17 protein-coding genes are annotated in these 17890 nt (G+C 63.0%); 7 read left to right on the top strand and 10 right to left on the bottom strand.

All coding sequences use genetic code 11. From position 1 onward, the window contains the following. Positions 1-30 precede the first annotated feature (30 nt). From E8Q41_RS23700 to E8Q41_RS23690, 3 genes are read right to left on the bottom strand one after another with little or no spacing between them, the layout of a single operon-like run. Complete coding sequence (locus E8Q41_RS23700; protein WP_137158034.1) at positions 31-1383, bottom strand: hypothetical protein; 1353 nt, start codon at positions 1381-1383, stop codon at positions 31-33. Beyond that, a complete protein-coding gene (locus tag E8Q41_RS23695; protein ID WP_137158033.1) occupies positions 1383-2654 on the bottom strand; it encodes a hypothetical protein in 1272 nt (423 codons plus the stop codon). The genes E8Q41_RS23700 and E8Q41_RS23695 overlap by 1 nt, the downstream gene beginning before the upstream one ends. A 5-nt stretch (positions 2655-2659) precedes the next feature. After that, positions 2660-3937 carry a WcaI family glycosyltransferase gene (locus E8Q41_RS23690; protein WP_137158032.1) on the bottom strand — a complete coding sequence of 426 codons (1278 nt, stop codon included), beginning with the start codon at positions 3935-3937 and terminating at the stop codon, positions 2660-2662. Between the two features lie 807 nt (positions 3938-4744). On the opposite strand from E8Q41_RS23690, the gene E8Q41_RS23685 reads away from it, so the two are divergent. Beyond that, entirely contained in the window at positions 4745-4933 is a 189-nt protein-coding gene (locus E8Q41_RS23685; RefSeq protein ID WP_137158031.1) for a hypothetical protein, read from the top strand. Positions 4934-5482: 549 nt separating this feature from the next. Next, positions 5483-6874 (top strand): efflux transporter outer membrane subunit, encoded by a 1392-nt coding sequence (locus E8Q41_RS23680; RefSeq protein WP_137158030.1) that lies wholly within the window; start codon positions 5483-5485, stop codon positions 6872-6874. Here E8Q41_RS23680 and E8Q41_RS23675 read toward each other — a convergent pair. Next, complete coding sequence (locus E8Q41_RS23675) at positions 6871-7884, bottom strand: LacI family DNA-binding transcriptional regulator (protein ID WP_137158029.1); 1014 nt, start codon at positions 7882-7884, stop codon at positions 6871-6873. The genes E8Q41_RS23680 and E8Q41_RS23675 overlap by 4 nt on opposite strands. Before the next feature lie 102 nt (positions 7885-7986). On the opposite strand from E8Q41_RS23675, the gene E8Q41_RS23670 reads away from it, so the two are divergent. Further along, on the top strand, positions 7987-9180 hold the full coding sequence (locus E8Q41_RS23670) for a phytanoyl-CoA dioxygenase family protein (protein ID WP_137158028.1): 1194 nt from the start codon (positions 7987-7989) through the stop codon (positions 9178-9180). 255 nt (positions 9181-9435) lie between these two features. Continuing rightward, positions 9436-10257, top strand: coding sequence for an SDR family oxidoreductase (locus E8Q41_RS23665; RefSeq protein ID WP_137158027.1), 822 nt, complete (start codon positions 9436-9438; stop codon positions 10255-10257). Between the two features lie 15 nt (positions 10258-10272). On the opposite strand, the gene E8Q41_RS23660 is transcribed toward E8Q41_RS23665, so the two are convergent. After that, complete coding sequence (locus E8Q41_RS23660) at positions 10273-11190, bottom strand: LysR substrate-binding domain-containing protein (protein ID WP_137158026.1); 918 nt, start codon at positions 11188-11190, stop codon at positions 10273-10275. 119 nt (positions 11191-11309) lie between these two features. Here E8Q41_RS23660 and E8Q41_RS23655 point away from each other — a divergent pair, with 119 nt between their 5' ends. Beyond that, complete coding sequence (locus E8Q41_RS23655; protein WP_137158025.1) at positions 11310-11540, top strand: hypothetical protein; 231 nt, start codon at positions 11310-11312, stop codon at positions 11538-11540. 10 nt (positions 11541-11550) lie between these two features. On the opposite strand, the gene E8Q41_RS23650 is transcribed toward E8Q41_RS23655, so the two are convergent. The 3 genes from E8Q41_RS23650 to E8Q41_RS23640 form a co-directional block, all read right to left on the bottom strand. Further along, positions 11551-12459, bottom strand: a complete 909-nt coding sequence (locus E8Q41_RS23650) for a LysR substrate-binding domain-containing protein (protein ID WP_137158024.1) — start codon at positions 12457-12459, stop codon at positions 11551-11553. 73 nt (positions 12460-12532) lie between these two features. Then, on the bottom strand, positions 12533-12748 hold the full coding sequence (locus E8Q41_RS23645) for a hypothetical protein (RefSeq protein ID WP_137158023.1): 216 nt from the start codon (positions 12746-12748) through the stop codon (positions 12533-12535). A 110-nt stretch (positions 12749-12858) separates the two neighbouring features. Further along, positions 12859-13773, bottom strand: a complete 915-nt coding sequence (locus tag E8Q41_RS23640; protein WP_137158022.1) for a LysR family transcriptional regulator ArgP — start codon at positions 13771-13773, stop codon at positions 12859-12861. Positions 13774-13864: 91 nt separating this feature from the next. On the opposite strand from E8Q41_RS23640, the gene E8Q41_RS23635 reads away from it, so the two are divergent. Next, a complete protein-coding gene (locus E8Q41_RS23635) occupies positions 13865-14473 on the top strand; it encodes a LysE/ArgO family amino acid transporter (RefSeq protein WP_137158021.1) in 609 nt (202 codons plus the stop codon). A gap of 2 nt (positions 14474-14475) precedes the next feature. On the opposite strand, the gene E8Q41_RS23630 is transcribed toward E8Q41_RS23635, so the two are convergent. Both E8Q41_RS23630 and E8Q41_RS26185 read right to left on the bottom strand, forming a co-directional pair. Further along, positions 14476-16374 (bottom strand): hypothetical protein, encoded by a 1899-nt coding sequence (locus E8Q41_RS23630; RefSeq protein WP_137158020.1) that lies wholly within the window; start codon positions 16372-16374, stop codon positions 14476-14478. A 160-nt stretch (positions 16375-16534) separates the two neighbouring features. Continuing rightward, positions 16535-16663: a hypothetical protein gene (locus E8Q41_RS26185; protein WP_281405317.1), complete on the bottom strand. Its 129-nt coding sequence runs from the start codon at positions 16661-16663 to the stop codon at positions 16535-16537. A gap of 326 nt (positions 16664-16989) precedes the next feature. Here E8Q41_RS26185 and E8Q41_RS23625 point away from each other — a divergent pair. Then, positions 16990-17890 (top strand): endo alpha-1,4 polygalactosaminidase (locus tag E8Q41_RS23625; RefSeq protein ID WP_170976592.1); only part of this gene is annotated, 901 nt, incomplete at its 3' end.

The following is a 17890-nucleotide window of genomic DNA, read 5'->3' as shown; positions in this document are numbered from 1 at the left end:
GCGGCGTCAAACGACCAGAATGCGGTGAGATTAAGTCGGTTCCATCGGCTTTTCCTGCCAGACCGGGCCGGCTGTGTCAAAAGCTGCGGCATTCTGCCGGCGTCTCAGCCGCATCAGCGTCAGCATTCCGAAAAAGGCCGGCCAGAGCGGATTGGCGATCAGGAAGTTCGACGCCGGAAAAGCAAAGACGATGGTGTAGATGAGATAGAAATAGAAGAACAGGGAGATGTCGTCGAGCCGTCCGCGGAACAGGTCGGCGAAGAACATCGAGAACACCGTGAGGATCAGGCCGCCCACCAGCGCTAGCCCCGCAAAGCCGAATTTGTGGAAGATGGCGTAATGCAGGAAGTGGATATTGTGCACTTCCGTCGCGCCGAGCAGCGCATGTTGCCCGGGCGTCTTGTCGGCGGCGCCGGTCATGTCCACGGTGCGGCCGAGCCCCATGCCGAACAGCCATTCGGTATCTGTGGCGTCGCGATAATCCTCCATCACCTTCTGGCCTTCATAGACCCGCTGATAGGAGGAGACGTGGTTGTAAACGTCGTCTCCCTTCATCAGCATGATGGCTTCCTTGATGTTGCGCGGCAGCGTCTCGACCGTCTCGTCGTCGAGCGACAGCGCATAGCCGATGGTCCCCAGCGCAGCGAAGATCAGGAAGAACAGCACCACCAGGTGCCGGCGCGACAGGAGGTAGAGCACGCCGATCGAGCCCACCGCCAGGATCGAGGCGCGGTTGATCTCAACTTGCACGAAACCGTCATTCGAGCCGAGATGGATCAAGAGATAGATGACGGCGCCGAACGCCTTGTCGACGAGCCTCGGCCGGATCAGCATGCCGTAAAGGGCGATCACCTCGAACAGCATATACTGGTAGTGATTGTCCTTGTTGAACACCGAGAGAAAGGCGAAGACCAGCGCAATCGCCAGGAAGGGCGGCGAATAGAGAAGTTTCACCACCGTATCGGCCAGGCTTTCCGTCCGCGGATTGCGGAAGAACTGGAACACCAGAACAGCAGTGACGAAATAGAGGCTCCAGGCGACGATATATTGCTGGGCGTTGCCGTTCAGTATGCCGGTGACGGCGGCGATGAAACCGGTGAGCAGAAACAGGATCGCATAGGGATGCGGCAGGAAGAAGCGGATCGTCACCTTGTTGAGCACAAGCCCCGCACCCACGAAGCCGAGCGCATAGAGATAGGAGGCGGCGTTGAGGTAGGGCGCCTTGGCGAAGCCGATGATCCCAGCCCCATGTTCGAGCAGCAGCGACACCGCCCCATAGAGCAGGATGAAGCCGGAGAGAAAAAGCGTAAACGGCTCCATCCGCGAAAGCCGCGCCGCCACACCTCCGCCCATCGGTGTTTCCGGGGGTGTCTCCGCCGTCATCAGGACCGAGCGCTCCTCTTAAGCCAGATGAATGTCAGCGATATCACCAGCGTATGCGACAGCAGATCGGACAGGATGAAGACCTGCGGTCCGAGGCTGCGCGCCATAACATACCCGAAGAGCGTTGCCGCGACCACCGCCGTCAGCCGCGCCAGACCGGCGCCATGAATGCGTCCGCGGGCGAACAGGCATTGCACCAGCCCTTGTCCGACGGATTCGCTGAGGATCGTCACCGAAAACAGCGCGAGGAAGGTCCAGGCCTCGACGCTGAAGCCCGAGCCCAGCGCCCGAACGACGAAACTCGTCGCCACCACGCCGGCGAACAGCACGCCGGCGATGGCGAAGGAGCCCTTCTGCATCATCATCAGCGATCCCACGCCGAGCGAGGGATTGCGCTCCAGCGCCTGCACCATGCGGGGGAATTCGATGCGGCGTGCGAAGGCCGCCACCTGGCTCGCCGCGCCGACGATCTGCTTGGCGTAGACCAGCATGGCCGTCGCCGTCGCGCCAAGAAACAGCGAGGAGATCGCCAGTTGGGCGCGGAAATAAAGCTGGCCGGGCAGGAGGCCCATCAGCATCGAGCTTTCCTCGATGAAGGCCTTGCGGATGCCGCCGGCGCTCGGTCGCGCCCAGGCGGGACGCCAGCCGAAGGCCGAGAGCGCGATGAATTGGGTCAGCACGGTGACGGCATAGCCGAAGCTCAGCGCGCCGCCCGTGACATAGCCCGCCGTCTCAGGATCGAGATCGAGCGACAGCGCCAGCGCTGCGGCGGATGCGACATAGGCGATCGCGCCGGTGACGCCGCTCACGCCGCTCTTCTGCAACCCGTCGAGAAAGCCGGCGCCGTTGAAGGCCCAGACCGCGAAGGCCGGTAGGATCGAGACCACATAAGCGCGTGAAAAATCGGGCAGGGGCAGCCAGGCGACCGTCAGCAGCGAGCCGAGGATCAGCAGCGCCGCCATGGTGACGCGGAAGGCTGTCGTTTCCCAGTAGAGCCGCCAGAGGTCGCGCCTTTCGCCGCCCGAATGCAGCAGCCTTGCGATCTGCGCCGCGAGAATCGTCAGCGATCCCGCCTCGACGGCGATGATGCCGAGCATGGCGAAAGAGAAATGCGTGCCGAACATCGCCAGAAGCTCGGTGCGGCCCGTGGCGACGAGATAGGACTGGGCGAGAAAGATGGAGCCTTGGCCGGCGCCGAAGCCGCCGATCAACAGGCCCAAATTGAGAAGGCGCCGAAAGGCGCCTTGCTCGGTCGAACCGGATTGCGGCATCGGGCTCAGCCCGTGACGGCGTTGATGAACAGGATGCAGCCGTCCTGCTTGGACAGTTTGCGGGACAGATCGGCGCGACGATCCTTGTAATCTTCGCGGTCGCCCTTGGACGCGTTCTGAATGGCGCGGGTCAGCGCCTCGACATCGCCGGGCGGGGTGATCAGCGCGCTGTCGCCGAGGAAGTTGGCGAGCTCCGTGCCCATGTCGGCGGTCACCACCACAGGCGCGCCGGAGGCCAGCATGCCGCCGAGCTTGGACGGCAGCACGAGGTCGGCTGCGCCGCGCTCCTGCGGCAGCGCATGCAGGCTGGCGAGGTTCATGAATTCGTTGAAGCGCTCATAGGGCTGGAACGGCAGAAACTGCACATTGCTCAGGCTGCCATATTTCGCCATCAGCGACTTCTTCGCCGGGCCTTCGCCCGCCACCACGAACTTGATCTTGCGATGGCTGTCTTCGAGCTTGCGGGCCGATTCCAGCAGCGTATCGAGGCCCTGCTTGGCGCCGATATTGCCGGAATAGAGCACGATGAAATCGTCGTCGGCATAGCCGAGTTCCTGGCGATAGGCCGAGGTGCGACCGAGCGGATAGATATGTTCGAGGTCGACCCAGTTACGGACGATCACGACCTGTTCCGGATTGCCGGTCTTCTCGACCAGCTTGCCCGCCATCCGTTCAGAAATGGTGATGATGCGGTCGAACGCCTTCAGCGTGGCCTTCTCGAACATGAATGCGGCCTTCTTCAGCCACTTGTTCGCTTTAAGATGGCCCACGGCAAAGGCGGCGTCGACTTCGAGGTCCTGCGAATGCAGCACGGTGCGCGCGCCCACCGCCTTGGCGGCGAGAATGGCGAGCGGGGCGGCAAACAGCGTCGGCTCGATGCAGATGACGATATCCGGGCGATGGCGCAGGATGCGCCACAGCGTCACCGGCGCCGATGTCAGCGCGAAGGACAGAGGCGCGATCAGGCGCCAGATCCCGCCCATATTCTCCTTGAGGAAGAGCGGCACGCGAAACACCTTCATGCCGTTGCGGCTTTCCACCGAATAGGCGTTCTGGTAGCCGTCGCGAACCGCCCAGCCGGGATAATGCGGGGGCGTCGTCACAACGGTGACATCGGCCTTCTGGCCGCTCAGATATTCGGCGATTTCGCCCGTGTATTTGCCGACGCCCGCGATCTCAGGCGAGAAGTTCATCCCGTAAATCAGGACCTTCTTTCCTTGGATATCGGTCATCTCCGCCGAAGCGGCGCGAGAGAAGTTGGTCGGCGAGGCATTCATCGTCATGTTCTGGAACCCGTAAGACGCAAGCTGCTAGGGACGAATCTGGTGTTGTCGATCAATAGTGTAGGTTTCTGGCAAGAGTCTGTCGAATTTGCGTTCACAACGCGCCATTGCCGGCGCAGGTTCCATAGGTGGTGTGGATATCCCATGAAACCGCCGGCTGCCTTCGCAGCGTCCGGCAAGCAAATTGTCCGATGTGCCCCTTGCATTCCCCATCATTCCGTTGCCGTCACGCGCATCCTCCCAAGTGGGCGCAACTATCCGGCTGCCGACATCTCTCACCGGACCGACGCCGCGTCGTGACACGACAGGGCGCCACCGCCGGTGCGGCGGCAAGGGATATGCGCGAGCTTGACGAGAGGCGCATGAGGCGACCTTTCCACGCCGTCCTCCTCCAACTCCAAGCAGTTGAAATACGGTCGATTTATGACATGGGAAAGCCGTGGCTCACAATTACGTGAAATCCATCTATTTCGCAACGCGGCGCCGTAAAAAAACTGTTCGAAAATGCAGAACTTTCGGCGATTTAGCGCTCGGGCGCCCAGGTTTGATCTGGGTCATTGAAAAGTCCTTTTCCATGACCATATCTCCCCTCGTTCGCGGCGCTCCGACCGCCGCGAAGTTTGCAATGTTAACAGGGAGACAAGGGAATGAAGATCGATGATCGTTCCGCTTCTTCTTGGGGCCGCTCCATGACGGCCGACTGTTCCGGAAACAGTCGTTTGCGCGGGTTTTCCGCGCTTTAGCGACGCCAGTCCTCAGCAGAACAACAGAGCGACCTGCAACACAGGCGCAATGGGAAGGAATGCCATGGAAAAACAAGTGATCGAACATGCGGGACAGCCGGTCGGCGTCGCGCTTCACCAGGACGGCAAGGTCAAGTTCATGGCCGTCAAATATCATGTGATGGATCTCGACGACGCCGTCTTCAATTCGGTGTCGGAACTCCGCGGGGCGCTGGCGCGGCTTAAATCCATGCAGCCGCTCGCCGCCGCCTGAGATCTCCGAGTGACCGCGGGTCGCCGATGCGGCGGCCCGTTTTTCCGATGATTCGACGGCGGAGCAGTCCACCGTCGTGTTCGGAACCGCTAAATTCGTGACAAATCGGCAACATTCCCGCGCAAAAAACATATAAGTCGCCGTAGTCCTCGATCGGCGTCAGTCAGCGTCGATTTTGATTAAATTCATAAGCATGAATAGTAAACGCGGTGGATTTCCTGCGCAGTTGCGAAAGGCCTTGAAAGCTTCCGCGTGAAAAAGCGACCGAATCACCGGGTGTGGCGCGGATGCGCCCCTTCAGGCCCGTGTGGACAAATCTTAAATTTTTGTTGAATTCCTGTCATCCGCGCTGAATAAAAGAGTATGGTTCCGGAACTCGGCGCGGGGGGAAGTCGCGCTGCATGTATTGCGTCATGTGACGGGTGTGGCGTTCACGCCGGCTGGCTCGCCAGCATCTAGTTAGGTTCGCGTTTTTCCGCATGAGCGGAAGGATCGCATTTCACAATGCCTCGGGGAATGATTCCTGGGGATCAGGAGTTCGTCTGATCCATGTCGAAAAATCTTGTCGCGCTGGCCGCTTTCGCAGCCCTGATGTCGTCCTGCAGCACCAATTTCATTGCTGGGCCCGACATCGCCTTGACGCCCCATTACAAGGAAAATGTGACGAAAAAGGGCGAAACCATTCAGCCGACCACGAGCTGGTGGGCGAATTTCGGCGATTCCAACCTCAATCGTCTGGTCGATGAAGCGCTGGCTCAGAACCTGAGCGTCGAGACCGCCCGTGAGCGGGTGCGTCAGGCGCGGATCACCGCTCGGGTGAATATCGGCGGATATCTGCCGAGCGGCGGCGTGGATGGATCCGTGACCCGCAACCACACCAACCCGCATGGCGCTCCGTCGCAAGACTACACCACCAATTCCGCGCAGCTGTCGGGCTCTTGGACGCTCAACCCGTTTGGATGGGCCAAGACGTCGCAACGTGAAAAGGCCAATATCGAATCCGCCAAGGAGGGCCTGAACGACGCCCGCCTGACCGTGATCGCCGACATCGCGACTGCCTATATGAACGCCCAAGGCACTGGCCGGCAGATCGAGATCGCCAAGAAGTCTCTGGCTGTCCAGAACAACACCACCCAGATCACCAAGGCGAAGCTGGAAGCCGGCTCGGCGAGCGCGCTGGATGAAGCCCAGGCCTCTGCTCAGGCCGCGCTGACCGCCGCGGACATTCCGCAGCTCGAGCAGGCGCGCCTGCAATACATCAATCAGATCGCCATCCTGCTCGGCAAGGAGCCGGCGGCGCTCGACAACCTCTTCACCAAATACAACGCGATCAAGCGTCCGAAGGTGAAGTTCAACGAAGGCGTTCCCGCCGATCTCCTGCGCAATCGTCCCGATGTCCGTCAGGCCGAGCAGGAGCTGAACTACGCCTTGGCCGATATCGGCGTCGCCGAGGCTGATCGTCTGCCCACCATCACCCTGTCCGGCAACATCGGACCGGCGAAGACCCAGAGCGCGACCGTGACCGGCTGGAGCTTCGGCCCCTCCGTCAATATCCCGATCTTCAACCAGGGCACGCTCAAGGCGGCGGTCGACCTCAACAAGTCCACCGCCAAGGTGCAGTATCTCGCCTATAAGAGCGCGGTTCTGACGGCGGTCAAGGATGTCGAGGATGCGCTTGTGGCGCTGCGCAAGGAGCGCGAGCACTATTCGCGTCTCTCTGTCGCGGTCCAGGAATATCGCCGCGCGCTGGAACTCGCCCAGCAGCTCTACGACGCCGGCAACACCGAATTCTCCGACGTGCTGACGGCGCAGGGTTCGCTCTATTCGGCGGATCTGCAGCTGGCCCAGAGCTCGCAGCAGCTGGCGCTCAACTATATCGCGCTCTGCCAGGCGCTCGGCGGCGGCTGGGCCGGCGACGAGCCGGTGCTGGCGTCCAACTAAACCGGCGCGTTGAACGGCGTCACAACATCGAGTTTCGACAGAATCGGCCCCTGATCGGGGCCGATTTTTTTGTGCCAGTCGAGAAAGGCGCGAAACACCGAACCCGCGTCGCGGCGCAGATCGTGCCACAGCACGAAATTCACGCGCTCCTCGGCGAGCAGATGGCGGTTGTCTTCATCAAGATCATGCGCCACGAAGCACTCCACCGTCCTGCCGAGCGCGTCGAAGGCGGCAAGGATCGACCGGTTGCCGCCGCCGATCGAATAGACGGCGTTGACATCGGCGTTCTGGAGCAGGGCGGCGCGCACGATCTCGCCCGTCGCCGCGTCCCGGCCATAGCCTTCGCTCGCCTCGACGATGCTAAGCTGCGGCCAGCGCGCTGCGAGCAATCCGCGAAAGCCTTCGATCCGCTGTTCCTCGCCGCGGAACCGGCTGGAGGACAAGGTCACCAGCACCGCGCCCTCGGAAAGCGTCGAGCCGATCAGATAGGCCGCCGTTTCCCCGGCGGCGAGATTGTCGGCGCCGACATAGGCGATTCGCTCTGAGCCCGGCAGATCGGTGGCGATGGTGACCACCGGAATGCCCGCCTTGGCAAGATCCGCCACCGCCTGGTTGACGGCAGGCGTATCCGCCGCCTTCAGCACCACGCCATGGCTGCCGCGATTGCGCACCCGCGCCAAAAGCTTGACCAGCGCCGCATCCTCGATCCGTTCGGAAAAGTGAAAACGCGCCCGCAACACCGCCGGCGGCGAGATCGCCGCCTCCTGCTCGAAAGCCTGTCGCACCGCTGTCGAGAACCGGTCCGGCGTCTCCATGATCACGTCGAACACATAGGTCCGGCCGGTCAGCGCCTGCGCCTGTTCCTGCTGCTTCAATTCGTCGATCGCCGCCTGAACCCGGCTCATCGTCTGCCGCCGCACGCCGCCGCGCCCGTTGATGACCCGGTCGACGGTGGCGGTCGATAGCCCGGCCTGAAAAGCGATGTCCTTGATCAGAAAGTCATGCGCCATGGCGCGCCTCGATTTGATGGATTTTTGATGGATCCTGCCCCTGTGCCTAGCACGGGCCGCGCCTATACTGAACTCACATTCGTCAAGCTCAGGGAGGAGCCCATGAAGACCGACAATCCGAAAGCCATGCGCGCGAACCGCGTCTGGTATCGCGAAACCGATTGCGATCTCGACGATTTCATCTCGCTGATCAGCCAGACCACCGATCCCACTGACTACCCGCATGCCAGCGCGGCCGAGAGGAATGTGCTGATCTACGACGCCCAGCGCATCGCCGACGCCTGCGCGACGGAGGAGGGGCGGCGCGACGTTCTCGCCGAAATCTGCGAAGTCTTCGCCCATGGCCCCGGCGTCGCCGTCTTCAAGCGCGCCTTCACCGATCTCGGGACAATCGATCGCGCCACCCAGATCTTTGCTGAGATCATCGAGGAGCAGCATCGCAGCAAGACCGGCGGCGGCGATCATTTCGCCAAGCCCGGCGCCAATGACCGCATCTGGAATTCGCTGGAAAAGCACTGCCTCGCCAACGCCGAGAATTTCGCGCAGTATTACGGCAACGCCATCATCGCGCTCGCTTCCGAAGCCTGGCTCGGCCCGCATTACCAGATGACGGCGCAGGTCAATCGGGTCAATCCGGGCGGCGCGGCGCAGAAATTCCACCGCGATTATCATCTCGGCTTCCAGTCGGCCGCCGAGATCGAGCGCTATCCCGCCCATGTACATCACCTCTCGCCGGTGCTGACGCTGCAGGGCGCCGTCGCCCATTGCGACATGCCGCTCGAAAGCGGCCCGACGCTGTTCCTGCCCTATAGCCAGATCTATCCGCTCGGCTATCTCGTCTCGGCGCGGCAGGAGTTTCAGGATTACTTCACCGCCCATCATGTCCAACTGCCGCTGGAAAAGGGCGATGTGGTCTTCTTCAATCCGGCGCTCATCCATGCGGCGGGAACCAACCGCTCGGAGAACATTCTCCGCACCGCTAATCTCCTGCAGGTCTCTTCGGCCTTTGGTCGGGCGATGGAAACGGTCGGGCGCGAAAAGATGTCGGCAGCGCTCTATCCGGCGCTGAAGGCGATGCTCGCCGGTGGCCGCATCAGCCAGGCGGCAGCCGACAACGCCATCGCCTCCTGCGCGGAGGGCTATTCTTTCCCGACCAATCTCGACCGCGATCCGCCGCTCGGCGGTTTGGCGCCGAAGACGCAGGCGCAGTTGTTCCGCGAGGCGCTCGCCTCCGACATGTCGCCGGATGACTTCTCCAAAGCGCTCGCCGCGCAGTCGGAGAAGAAGCTGACCTGACCACTGAGCTTCGACCGCGCCGCCGACCGATCGGCGCGGCCGATGGACCGAGGCAACCCCGGAGTCTTGACGGCAAGGAAGAGGAGCCTTGCCGTCGACAGGATCTACCGTCGGTTTGCCTTCGGACATCCGCCCGACGTCTTCCAGCCGTAGTTTCTCCCCTGCGGCCTGATGTCGGCGATAAAGACCCTCCCCGGCGCCGGGGAGGGTTCTTCGTTTTGTACTATATCACCGCATGGTGATGAAGGAGGATCCATGATCGAGAACGCCGCCCGTCTTGCGGGCAAGATTGCCGTCATCACAGGCGGAACGCAGGGACTGGGAGCCACCGTGGCCCGGCTTTTTGCCGAACGCGGCGCCGAGGGACTGGTGATCTGCGGCCGCAACGAGGCCAAAGGCGAAGCCAATGCGCGCGACATCGAGACCGCGACCGGCGTCCGCACCGTCTATCAGCCCGCCGACCTTGAAAAGGTGGAGGACGCCCGCGCCGTGATCGCCCGCGCCGATCAGGAATTCGGCCGCATCGATTGCCTGGTCAACGCCGCCGCCATCACCGATCGCGGCACGATCCTCGACACCAGCCCCGAATTGTTCGACCGCATGTTCGCCATCAATGTGCGAGCGCCGTTCTTTCTGATGCAGGAGGCGATCGGCCTGATGCGCCGTGAACGCACCGAAGGCTCGATCGTCAACATCGGCTCCATGTCGGCCATGGCTGGCCAGCCCTTCCTCGCCGCTTACTGCGCCTCCAAGGGCGCGCTGGAAACGCTGACCAAGAACACGGCCTATGCCGTTCTGCGCAACCGCATCCGCGTCAATGGCCTCAATATCGGCTGGATGGCGTCGGAGGGCGAGGACCGAATCCAGCGCGAATTCCACGGCGCGCCCGCCGACTGGCTGGAAAAGGCCGCCGCCGGCCAGCCCTTCGGCCGTCTGGTCGATCCGCAGGAAGTGGCGCGCGCCTGCGTCTATCTCTGCTCGGCGGAATCAGGCTTGATGACCGGTTCGGTTATCTGCCTCGACCAGTCGATCTGGGGCGCCTATGACGGCTCGCCGCATCCGGCTGCGCCGCTCTGAACCGGGCAGGGCGCGTCAGAGCTTCATCTGCCGCGCTTCCTCGATAAGCCATTCGCGGAACGCGGTGATGCGCGCATCGCCGCCGTTCTGTTGCGGATAGACGAGGAAATAGGCGTATTCCGACGGCGCGCGGATGCTGAGCTCGAATGGCCGGATCAGCTTGCCTTCCGACAGATCCGCCGCCACCATGGCGAAATCGGCGAGCGCCACCGCCTCGCCGGCGATGGCCGCCTCCACCGCATCCGTCGAGGTGCCGAACACGATGGTGCGGCTGTCGTCGAAATCGGCGACGCCCGCGGCGGCCATCCACATGCGCCAGTTCGGCCAGGTCACGCCCGGCCGCGACCATTCGATATGGGCAAGCGTGTGCATTTGCAGATCGCTGGGTTTTTGCAGCGGCTTGCCCGAGGCGAGCAGGCGCGGGCTGCAGACCGGCACGATGACATTGTCGAACAGCCGATGCGCGGCCAGGGCCGGATATTTTCCCGGCCCGTAGCGAATGGCGACATCGACGTCGTCGAGATCGAAGTCGCGCACTTCATAGGACACGTCGAAACGAAGTTCGATTTCCGGATGCCGCTTGCGGAACTGGTCGACGCGCCGCATCAGCCATTTGGTGGCGAATTGCGGATCGACGGTGACGCGCAGATAGTCTGCGCCGCGCGCCTTCTTGCGCGCCCGCGACACCGCCTTTTCGAGAACGTCGATCGCCTCCTTGGCCGCGTCATACATGATGGCGCCGGCTTCGGTGAGGCGGATGGACCGGCTGGTGCGCACGAAGAGCTGCGCGCCGACCTGGTCCTCGATTTCCTTGATCTGGTAGCTCACTGCCGCCGGCGTCAAGCCGAGTTCGTCGGCCGCGCGGGTGAAATTGAGATGATGGCCCGCCGCCACCAGCGTTCTCAGGGCGCGGGCGCCAGGTGCTGCTCGCATGCGGTACCTTCAAAAAATGCTTGAAATTATAATGAGAATTACTCGTTTCTCTTATGGAGGTCAATGCGTCATAACTAAACCATCAAATCAACTTAAAGAAAAACTTGATGGAGCCGGTTATGTCGACCTCTTTCGCCACCCACCATGCCGGCCATGTCGCTCTCGACTGGCGCAAGGCCTTCCACCATGTCGCGGCTTTCTTTGCGGCCCGCGAGCCTTCCGCAGCCGCGCCGGAACTGCCGGCGGAATTGCGCCGCCTGCCGGCGCATCTGCTCGCCGATATCGGCGTCGATCCGCGTTTCGCGGCAGAGACCGATTTTCCGCAGCGCGGCACCGCGCCCGGTCTCTGACGCCAGGCGATCATCGCTCGCGGACCGCCCGCGCCGTCTCGGCGATCCGCAGGAATTCCCGCGCGGCGGTCGGCAGCGACGAGCCTCTGCGCCAGACCAGCCCGACCTGAACCACCGGCAACGCGCCCGAGACATCGCGGCTTTCGATCCTGTCGCCTTCCAGTGACCAGGGCCGATAGACGAGATCCGGCAAAAGCGCAATGCCGGCGCCGGTCGCCACCAGGCTGCGCACAGCTTCCACCGATCGCGTGCGGAAAGCCACATGCGGCTTGGCGCCCAGCGCCGTCAGCAGCTTGCCGGTGTTTTCCTCGATTTCGTCCACCGTCAGCATGATCAGCGGTTCCTGGGCGATGTCCTTCACCGAAATGATGTCGGCGCCGCCGAGTTTGTGTCCCATCGGTAGCCAGAGGCGATAGGGCGAGGTCTCGATGATCTCCGCCTGCAACGCCATGCGATCGCGCAGGTTGGAAATCGTCATCACCGCAATATCCAACTCGCCGCCGACCAGGAGATGCTCGAGATAGGAGCCGTTGTCCTCCATGGCGGTGACGTCGACGCCCGGATAGGCGCGCCTGTAGCGCCGGAGAAGATCCGACAGCACATAGCCCGCCACCAGCGAGGTGACGCCGAGATTGAGCGCGCCGGAGACATCCTGCTTCTGTTCGGAGAAAGCCCGCCGGGCGTCCGACACCTGCGAGAGAATGTTTGTCGCATGGCGCAGGAACTGATGGCCGTTATGCGTGATCGTCAGCCCGCGCGAATGCCGCTCGAACAGCGCCACGCCCAGATCGCTTTCGAGTTCCTTGATCGCCTCGGTGATCGAGGATTGCGAGATCGACAACATCTGCGCCGCCCCCGACACAGTGCCCTGTTCGGCGACGGCGATGAAATACTGCAATTGTCTGAGCGTGAAAGCCATGGGGCGAGGTTAAAGCACATCGCCCCTGAAGGCGCAATTTAGCGGAAGCCCTCCGACGGGATCTGAGCGGAGCTTACTGCAGCTCCAGAATCTTCTGCAGCACGCGCTGGGCTTCGTCCTGATCCGGCTCCCAGAAATGGATGCTGGCGCTGTCTTCCGAGCCCAGAGAGATGTGGAACGCCTCGCGGTCCATGCCGAGTTCGACCATGCGCGCCTCGATCCGGCTGGCGTCGGCGGCGACGCCGTTGAATTTCAGGGTGGCGCTGTATTGAGCTGCGTGGCTGGACATCCGTTTCCTCCCGTATTCCTTGCGGAATGCTATCCTATATAGAGAGAAAATTCGCAATGTGAAGGTTTTGTTAACCTTAATTCTGAGGGGTTAAGTATAAGTAATACTATTTATATTTGCCTTTTGGCAGGTTCGAGGCAGGCCTTTCCGGCCTCCGTCACTGCAGCGGTGAGTTGCGTCAGCTGATCGGCCGCCAGACGATTGATCTGCCAGGTGAGGGGAATGTCGAGATGGGCGCCGGGAACGAGTTCGACGAGGCGTCCGGCGGCGAGATGATCGCGCACCAGCAGATCCGGGTTCATGCCCCAGCCGAGTCCCAAGAGGCAGGCCTCGACAAAGGCCTGCGTCGAGGGCAGCCAGTGGCCTGACAATGCCGCATCGCTGCCGAGGGCGGCCTTCGCCCAGTGTTCCTGCAGCCGGTCTTTCTGGTTGAAGGTCAACGACGGGGCCTGCGCCAGCGCTTCGGCGGAGACGCCACCCGGGAAATGCCGGGCGATGAAAGCCGGGCTCGCCGTCGCCCTGTAGCGCAAAGCGCCGAGATGAAAAGCGCGGCAGCCCGAGACGGGCCTCTCCAGACTGGTGACGGCGGCCAGCACCTGTCCGCGCTTCAGCCATTCGGCGGTGTGGTCCTGGTCGTCGACGGTGATGTTGAGCAAATGTCCGGTCCGGTCGGAAAACCGCGCCGCCGCCGGCAGGAACCAGGAGCCGAGACTGTCGGCGTTGACAGCCACCGCCACCGTGGCCCGCCCCGCCGTCTTGTCGCCGTCGTCCAGCGCTGGGAGTTCGCGGAACAGTTCATGCTCGAGCAGGCTGACATGCTGCATGTGCCGGCAGAGCCAGGCGCCTTTCTCGGTCGCCGCGCAGGGATTGCCGCGGGCGATCAGCGCTGCGCCGATCCGGTCCTCAAGCTGTTTCACCCGCTGCGACACCGCAGACGGCGTGACGTTCAGAATGCGCGCCGCCTTTTCGAAACTGCCGGTTTCGGCGACCGCGGCCACCGCGCGCAGCGAAGCATAGTCGATCATTGGGATTAGCTCTGCTTAATTCACGTTAGAGTATTTAACTAGCCTAAATCCCGTATCCGCGCTAGCGAACCGTGACCCGAGAGGAGCGCGCATGACATTTCCCATCTTCTTCACCGGCTTCGGCGCAGGCCTCGGCCTGATCGTCGCCATCGGCGCGCAAAACGCTTTCGTGCTCCGCCAGGGCCTGCTCCGGGAGCATGTCTTCGCCGTCTGTCTGGCCTGCGCTGTGTCCGACGCCGCGCTGATCACACTGGGGGTCAGCGGTTTCCGGCTGGTGTCGACGGTGATGCCCTGGCTCGACCCGGCGATGCGCATCGGCGGCGCGCTGTTTCTCCTCTGGTATGGCGCCCGCAGCTTTCTTTCCGCCTGGCGCGGCGGGGCTGCGCTTCTGGCCGAGCAGGGAATGACGCGCCCGCTCTGGCCCACGCTCATCACCTGCCTCGCGCTCACCTGGCTCAATCCGCATGTCTATCTCGACACGGTCATGCTGTTGGGCCCAATATCCACCCGTTACGAGGGGGCCGAACATGTCTTCGGTCTCGGCGCGGCGTCGGCCTCCTTCGCTTTCTTTTTCTCGCTCGGTTATGGCGCGCGGCTGTTGCGCCCGCTCTTTGCCCGTCCGCAGGCCTGGCGCGTGCTCGACGCGGCGATCGGCGTGGTGATGTGGACGATCGCCATCAGTCTTGTCGCCGGTCGCTAAATTCAGCGCGGCAGCGCCGGAACATCGAGATGCTCGGGCGGCAGCCCCAACCGCGCCCGCTCGGCCATCATCCGATAGGCGGTCTCCAGATGCCGCGTCATCCTGGCGGGATCGAACAGCGGCGAGGTCAGCCGCGCCGCCTCGAGCTTTGACCGATAATGTGCCCGCTTATTGGCGTCGCCGATCAGCTCCAGCGCCAGACGCACGTAATCCCGCTCCGTCTCCGCCGCCAGCTCCTCGCAGCCGGCAAGCCTGAGCAACGCCCAGCTGACGCGAGAATGATAGGATTGTCCCCGCGTGGTGACGAGCGGCGCGCCTGCTCGCAGAATATCGGCGCTGGTCGAGTGGCCGTTGTAAGGCGTCGTGTCGAGCGCGAGATCGGCGAGCGCGATCTGACCGAGATAGACGGGATGCGGCGCGGGCTCGCCGATGAAGACGATCCGCTCGCCCGCCACGCCCTGCCGTTCCGCCTCGGAGAGCAGCGATCGCTGCGCCTCGCGATTACGGCACAGCATCCAGAGAACCGCCTCCGGCGCGCCGCGCATAATTTCCATCCACAGTTCGAACAGTCTCGGCGTCATTTTCCGGGGCGCGTTGAAGGCGCCGAGGATCACTTTTTCTTCGGGCAGGCCGGCATCGGCGCGCCGGACAGGCTGGATGCCGGCGGGGTCGAAGCCGCGGTTCGGCATCTGCGTCTCCGGCAGGCGGCAGAGCTTTTCGCGATAATGCGGCTTGGCGCTGTCCGGCGTCACCAGTCGGTCGGTGATGGCGTAATCGAAATCCGCCCCCGGCACGGTCGAGGGATAGCCGAGATAGACCGCCTTGAGAGGCGCGCCGCTGAGCCGGGCGATGTTGAGCCGGGCGCCGCTGGTGAAGCCTTTGAGATCGACGAGAATGTCGACGCCTTCTGCGTCGATGCGCGCCGCCGCCGCCCCGTCGTCGAGCCCGGCGAGATCGACATAGTCTGCCTGAAGTTCGCCCAGCCGCTTGTCCGCCACCATCCGCGGGCCATAGCCGAACAGCCTGATCTCGAAATGCTCCCGGTCATGGGCGAGATAGACAGGCTCCATCACGTCGAAGACGATATAGTTGCCGAATTCGTCGCTGAGATAGCCGATGCGGATCTTGCCCTCGGCGCCGATGTTCCGGCGCGTCGGCGCTTCGCCGCTGGCCTTTGCAGATTGCCGCAGCCGCAATTCATCCGCCGAAGGCAGGCTTTGCCTGTCGGGATCATCGAGCCAGTAGAGCCGGTCGAGCGCCGCCTGATGGGTGAACACCGCTTTTGCGAACGGCGTCATCGGCTCGCTCATCAACGCATCGAAACGCCGCATCGCTTCGAAATCCATCATGCTGCGCGCCGAGGCCATCAGTTCCACGGTCAGCAGCACATCTTCGGGATTGTGCGCGAGAGCCGTCTTCAGGCAGTCGCGGGCCGCCTCGGGTCGGCCGAGCGCCTTGAGCGTATTGGCCTTGAAGAAGGCCTGGTCGGGCTTCGCCGCATCGAGCCTGTCGAGCAGAGCGGGCGCTGCCGTCAGCATCTTCCGGGCCTGCAGGGCGCGAGCCAGCGCCATGGCCAGACCAGGTTCGAGCGCCGGCATAGCTGCGATTTCAGGGGCGATGCGGCCCAGATCCTCGCCCGCGCCGGCCTGCAGAAACAGCTGGCAGGCCAGGAGCCGGAATGGCTCCGCTTTGTCGGGCGCCAGATGAGCCATCCGCTCGTAGATCCGGCCCGCCTCCGCCAGCCTGCCGGTTTTGGCGAGGCTTGCGGCGAGAGCCCCCATCAGCGCCGGCTCCCGGTTGGCTTCGGGCAGGTCGGCCAGCGTCGCCACCACCTCGGCATGGGCGCCGGCGTGCTGCAACTCTCTGACGGCGTTGAGAAGGGCGATGAGATCTGGACGCATGCGGTGCTCGATTCGGTGGCCGCGATCCTACACTGCGGGCCGTCGAGCAGACAAAAAAATGACCGGACGGGCAGGGGATGGCCGTCCGGTCAAGAAAAGCGCGGGTGATGCGGGGAGGGGAACGCACCCGCGCTCGGGGGGGAGGAGGTCAGTTGGGTCTTCAGAAAGCGGCGCGGCGAAGGGCTGCGCGGCGGGACGCGTCGTTCTCGCAGATGGAGGTCACGATCGACGACACGGCCGTCGCCACGAACATGACCGTGATCAGGCCTGCCATTACTGTGAGCGTCATGTACATCATCTCGTTTGTCCTTCCGTCAGACCGTGTGTCCGCTTGGTCATGGTTATGACCCTTCAGGCGGCGCTTGGCTGTTTCCTGGGGAACACCGGCTGTGATCCGGACATTCCCTCTCATCTGCGTTCATTAGAACCGATGAGCCTTGAAGCGCCGCTGAATGCTTCGTTCAGATAACGTTCAGCCTATGGAAAAGTTTCGAGCCTCCGAAAGATTTAGTTGACAGGGCGGCGCGGCTGGCCCAGCCGCCGGCCGCCAAACGCGCCGGAACAGATGGAAAACCTCCGGGAATCGGATAGTTTCGCTTTCAGAAGGAGATGCCGATGCCCCGCTACAAGACGCGCGACGGATGGGTCGAGGTCGACAATTGGGGCTACCAGCTCCAGGGCCGCAACGGGCCGCTGTCGGTCACGGCGCTCGCCGATGAGCCGCATGACATGCTGGTGATCGACGCCACCCGCGACGGAACCGACGCCACCCGCTTTTCCCGCAAGGATGTATCCGCCATGCAGGACGGCCCCGACGGCCGCCGCCTCGTCGCCTCCTACATCTCCATCGGCGAAGCCAGCGATTTCCGCGACTACTGGGACAAGGACTGGACGACCACCGGCAAGGCGACCGGCAAACTCACCGCCGACGCCCCCGACTGGCTGGGCCCCGTCAATCCCGACTGGCCGGAAAGCCGCAAGGTCCGCTATTGGGACGAGGACTGGCAGAACATCCTCTTCAACGATAAGCGCAGCGGCGATCTCGACAAAATCGTCAAATCCGGTTTCGACGCCGCCTATCTCGATATCGTCGACGCCTATTACTTCTGGGGTTCGGAAGTCAAAAAATCCGATCGCCGTCCCGGCGACCCCAAAAACGACACCCAGGCCGCCGACCGCATGGTCGAGTTCATCAAGGACATGACCGACCACGCCCGCGAGAAAAACGACGATTTCTTCGTCATCCCGCAGAACGGCGCCTGGATCATCGACGCGCTGAAGGACGGAGGCAAAGCCTATCGCGACGAGATCGCCGACTACTATTCATCCATCGGCGGCATCGCCATCGAAGACCTGTATTTCCGCGGCGACAAAGACGAAAACAACCGCTTCCGCCCCGACGAAGACACGATCCGCATCCTCAAACGCGACTTCCTCGCCCACGACATCCCCGTCTATGTCACCGACTACATCACCGGCGGCAAGCGCATCGCCAAATTCGAGGCGGCGGCGGCAG

Source organism: Rhizobium sp. FKL33 (genome assembly GCF_005222915.1).
In the GTDB taxonomy this organism is placed as follows: domain Bacteria; phylum Pseudomonadota; class Alphaproteobacteria; order Rhizobiales; family Rhizobiaceae; genus Rhizobium_E.
Note: the sequence above shows the minus strand (reverse complement) of the source record. Positions and strands in the feature narration are given on the sequence as shown.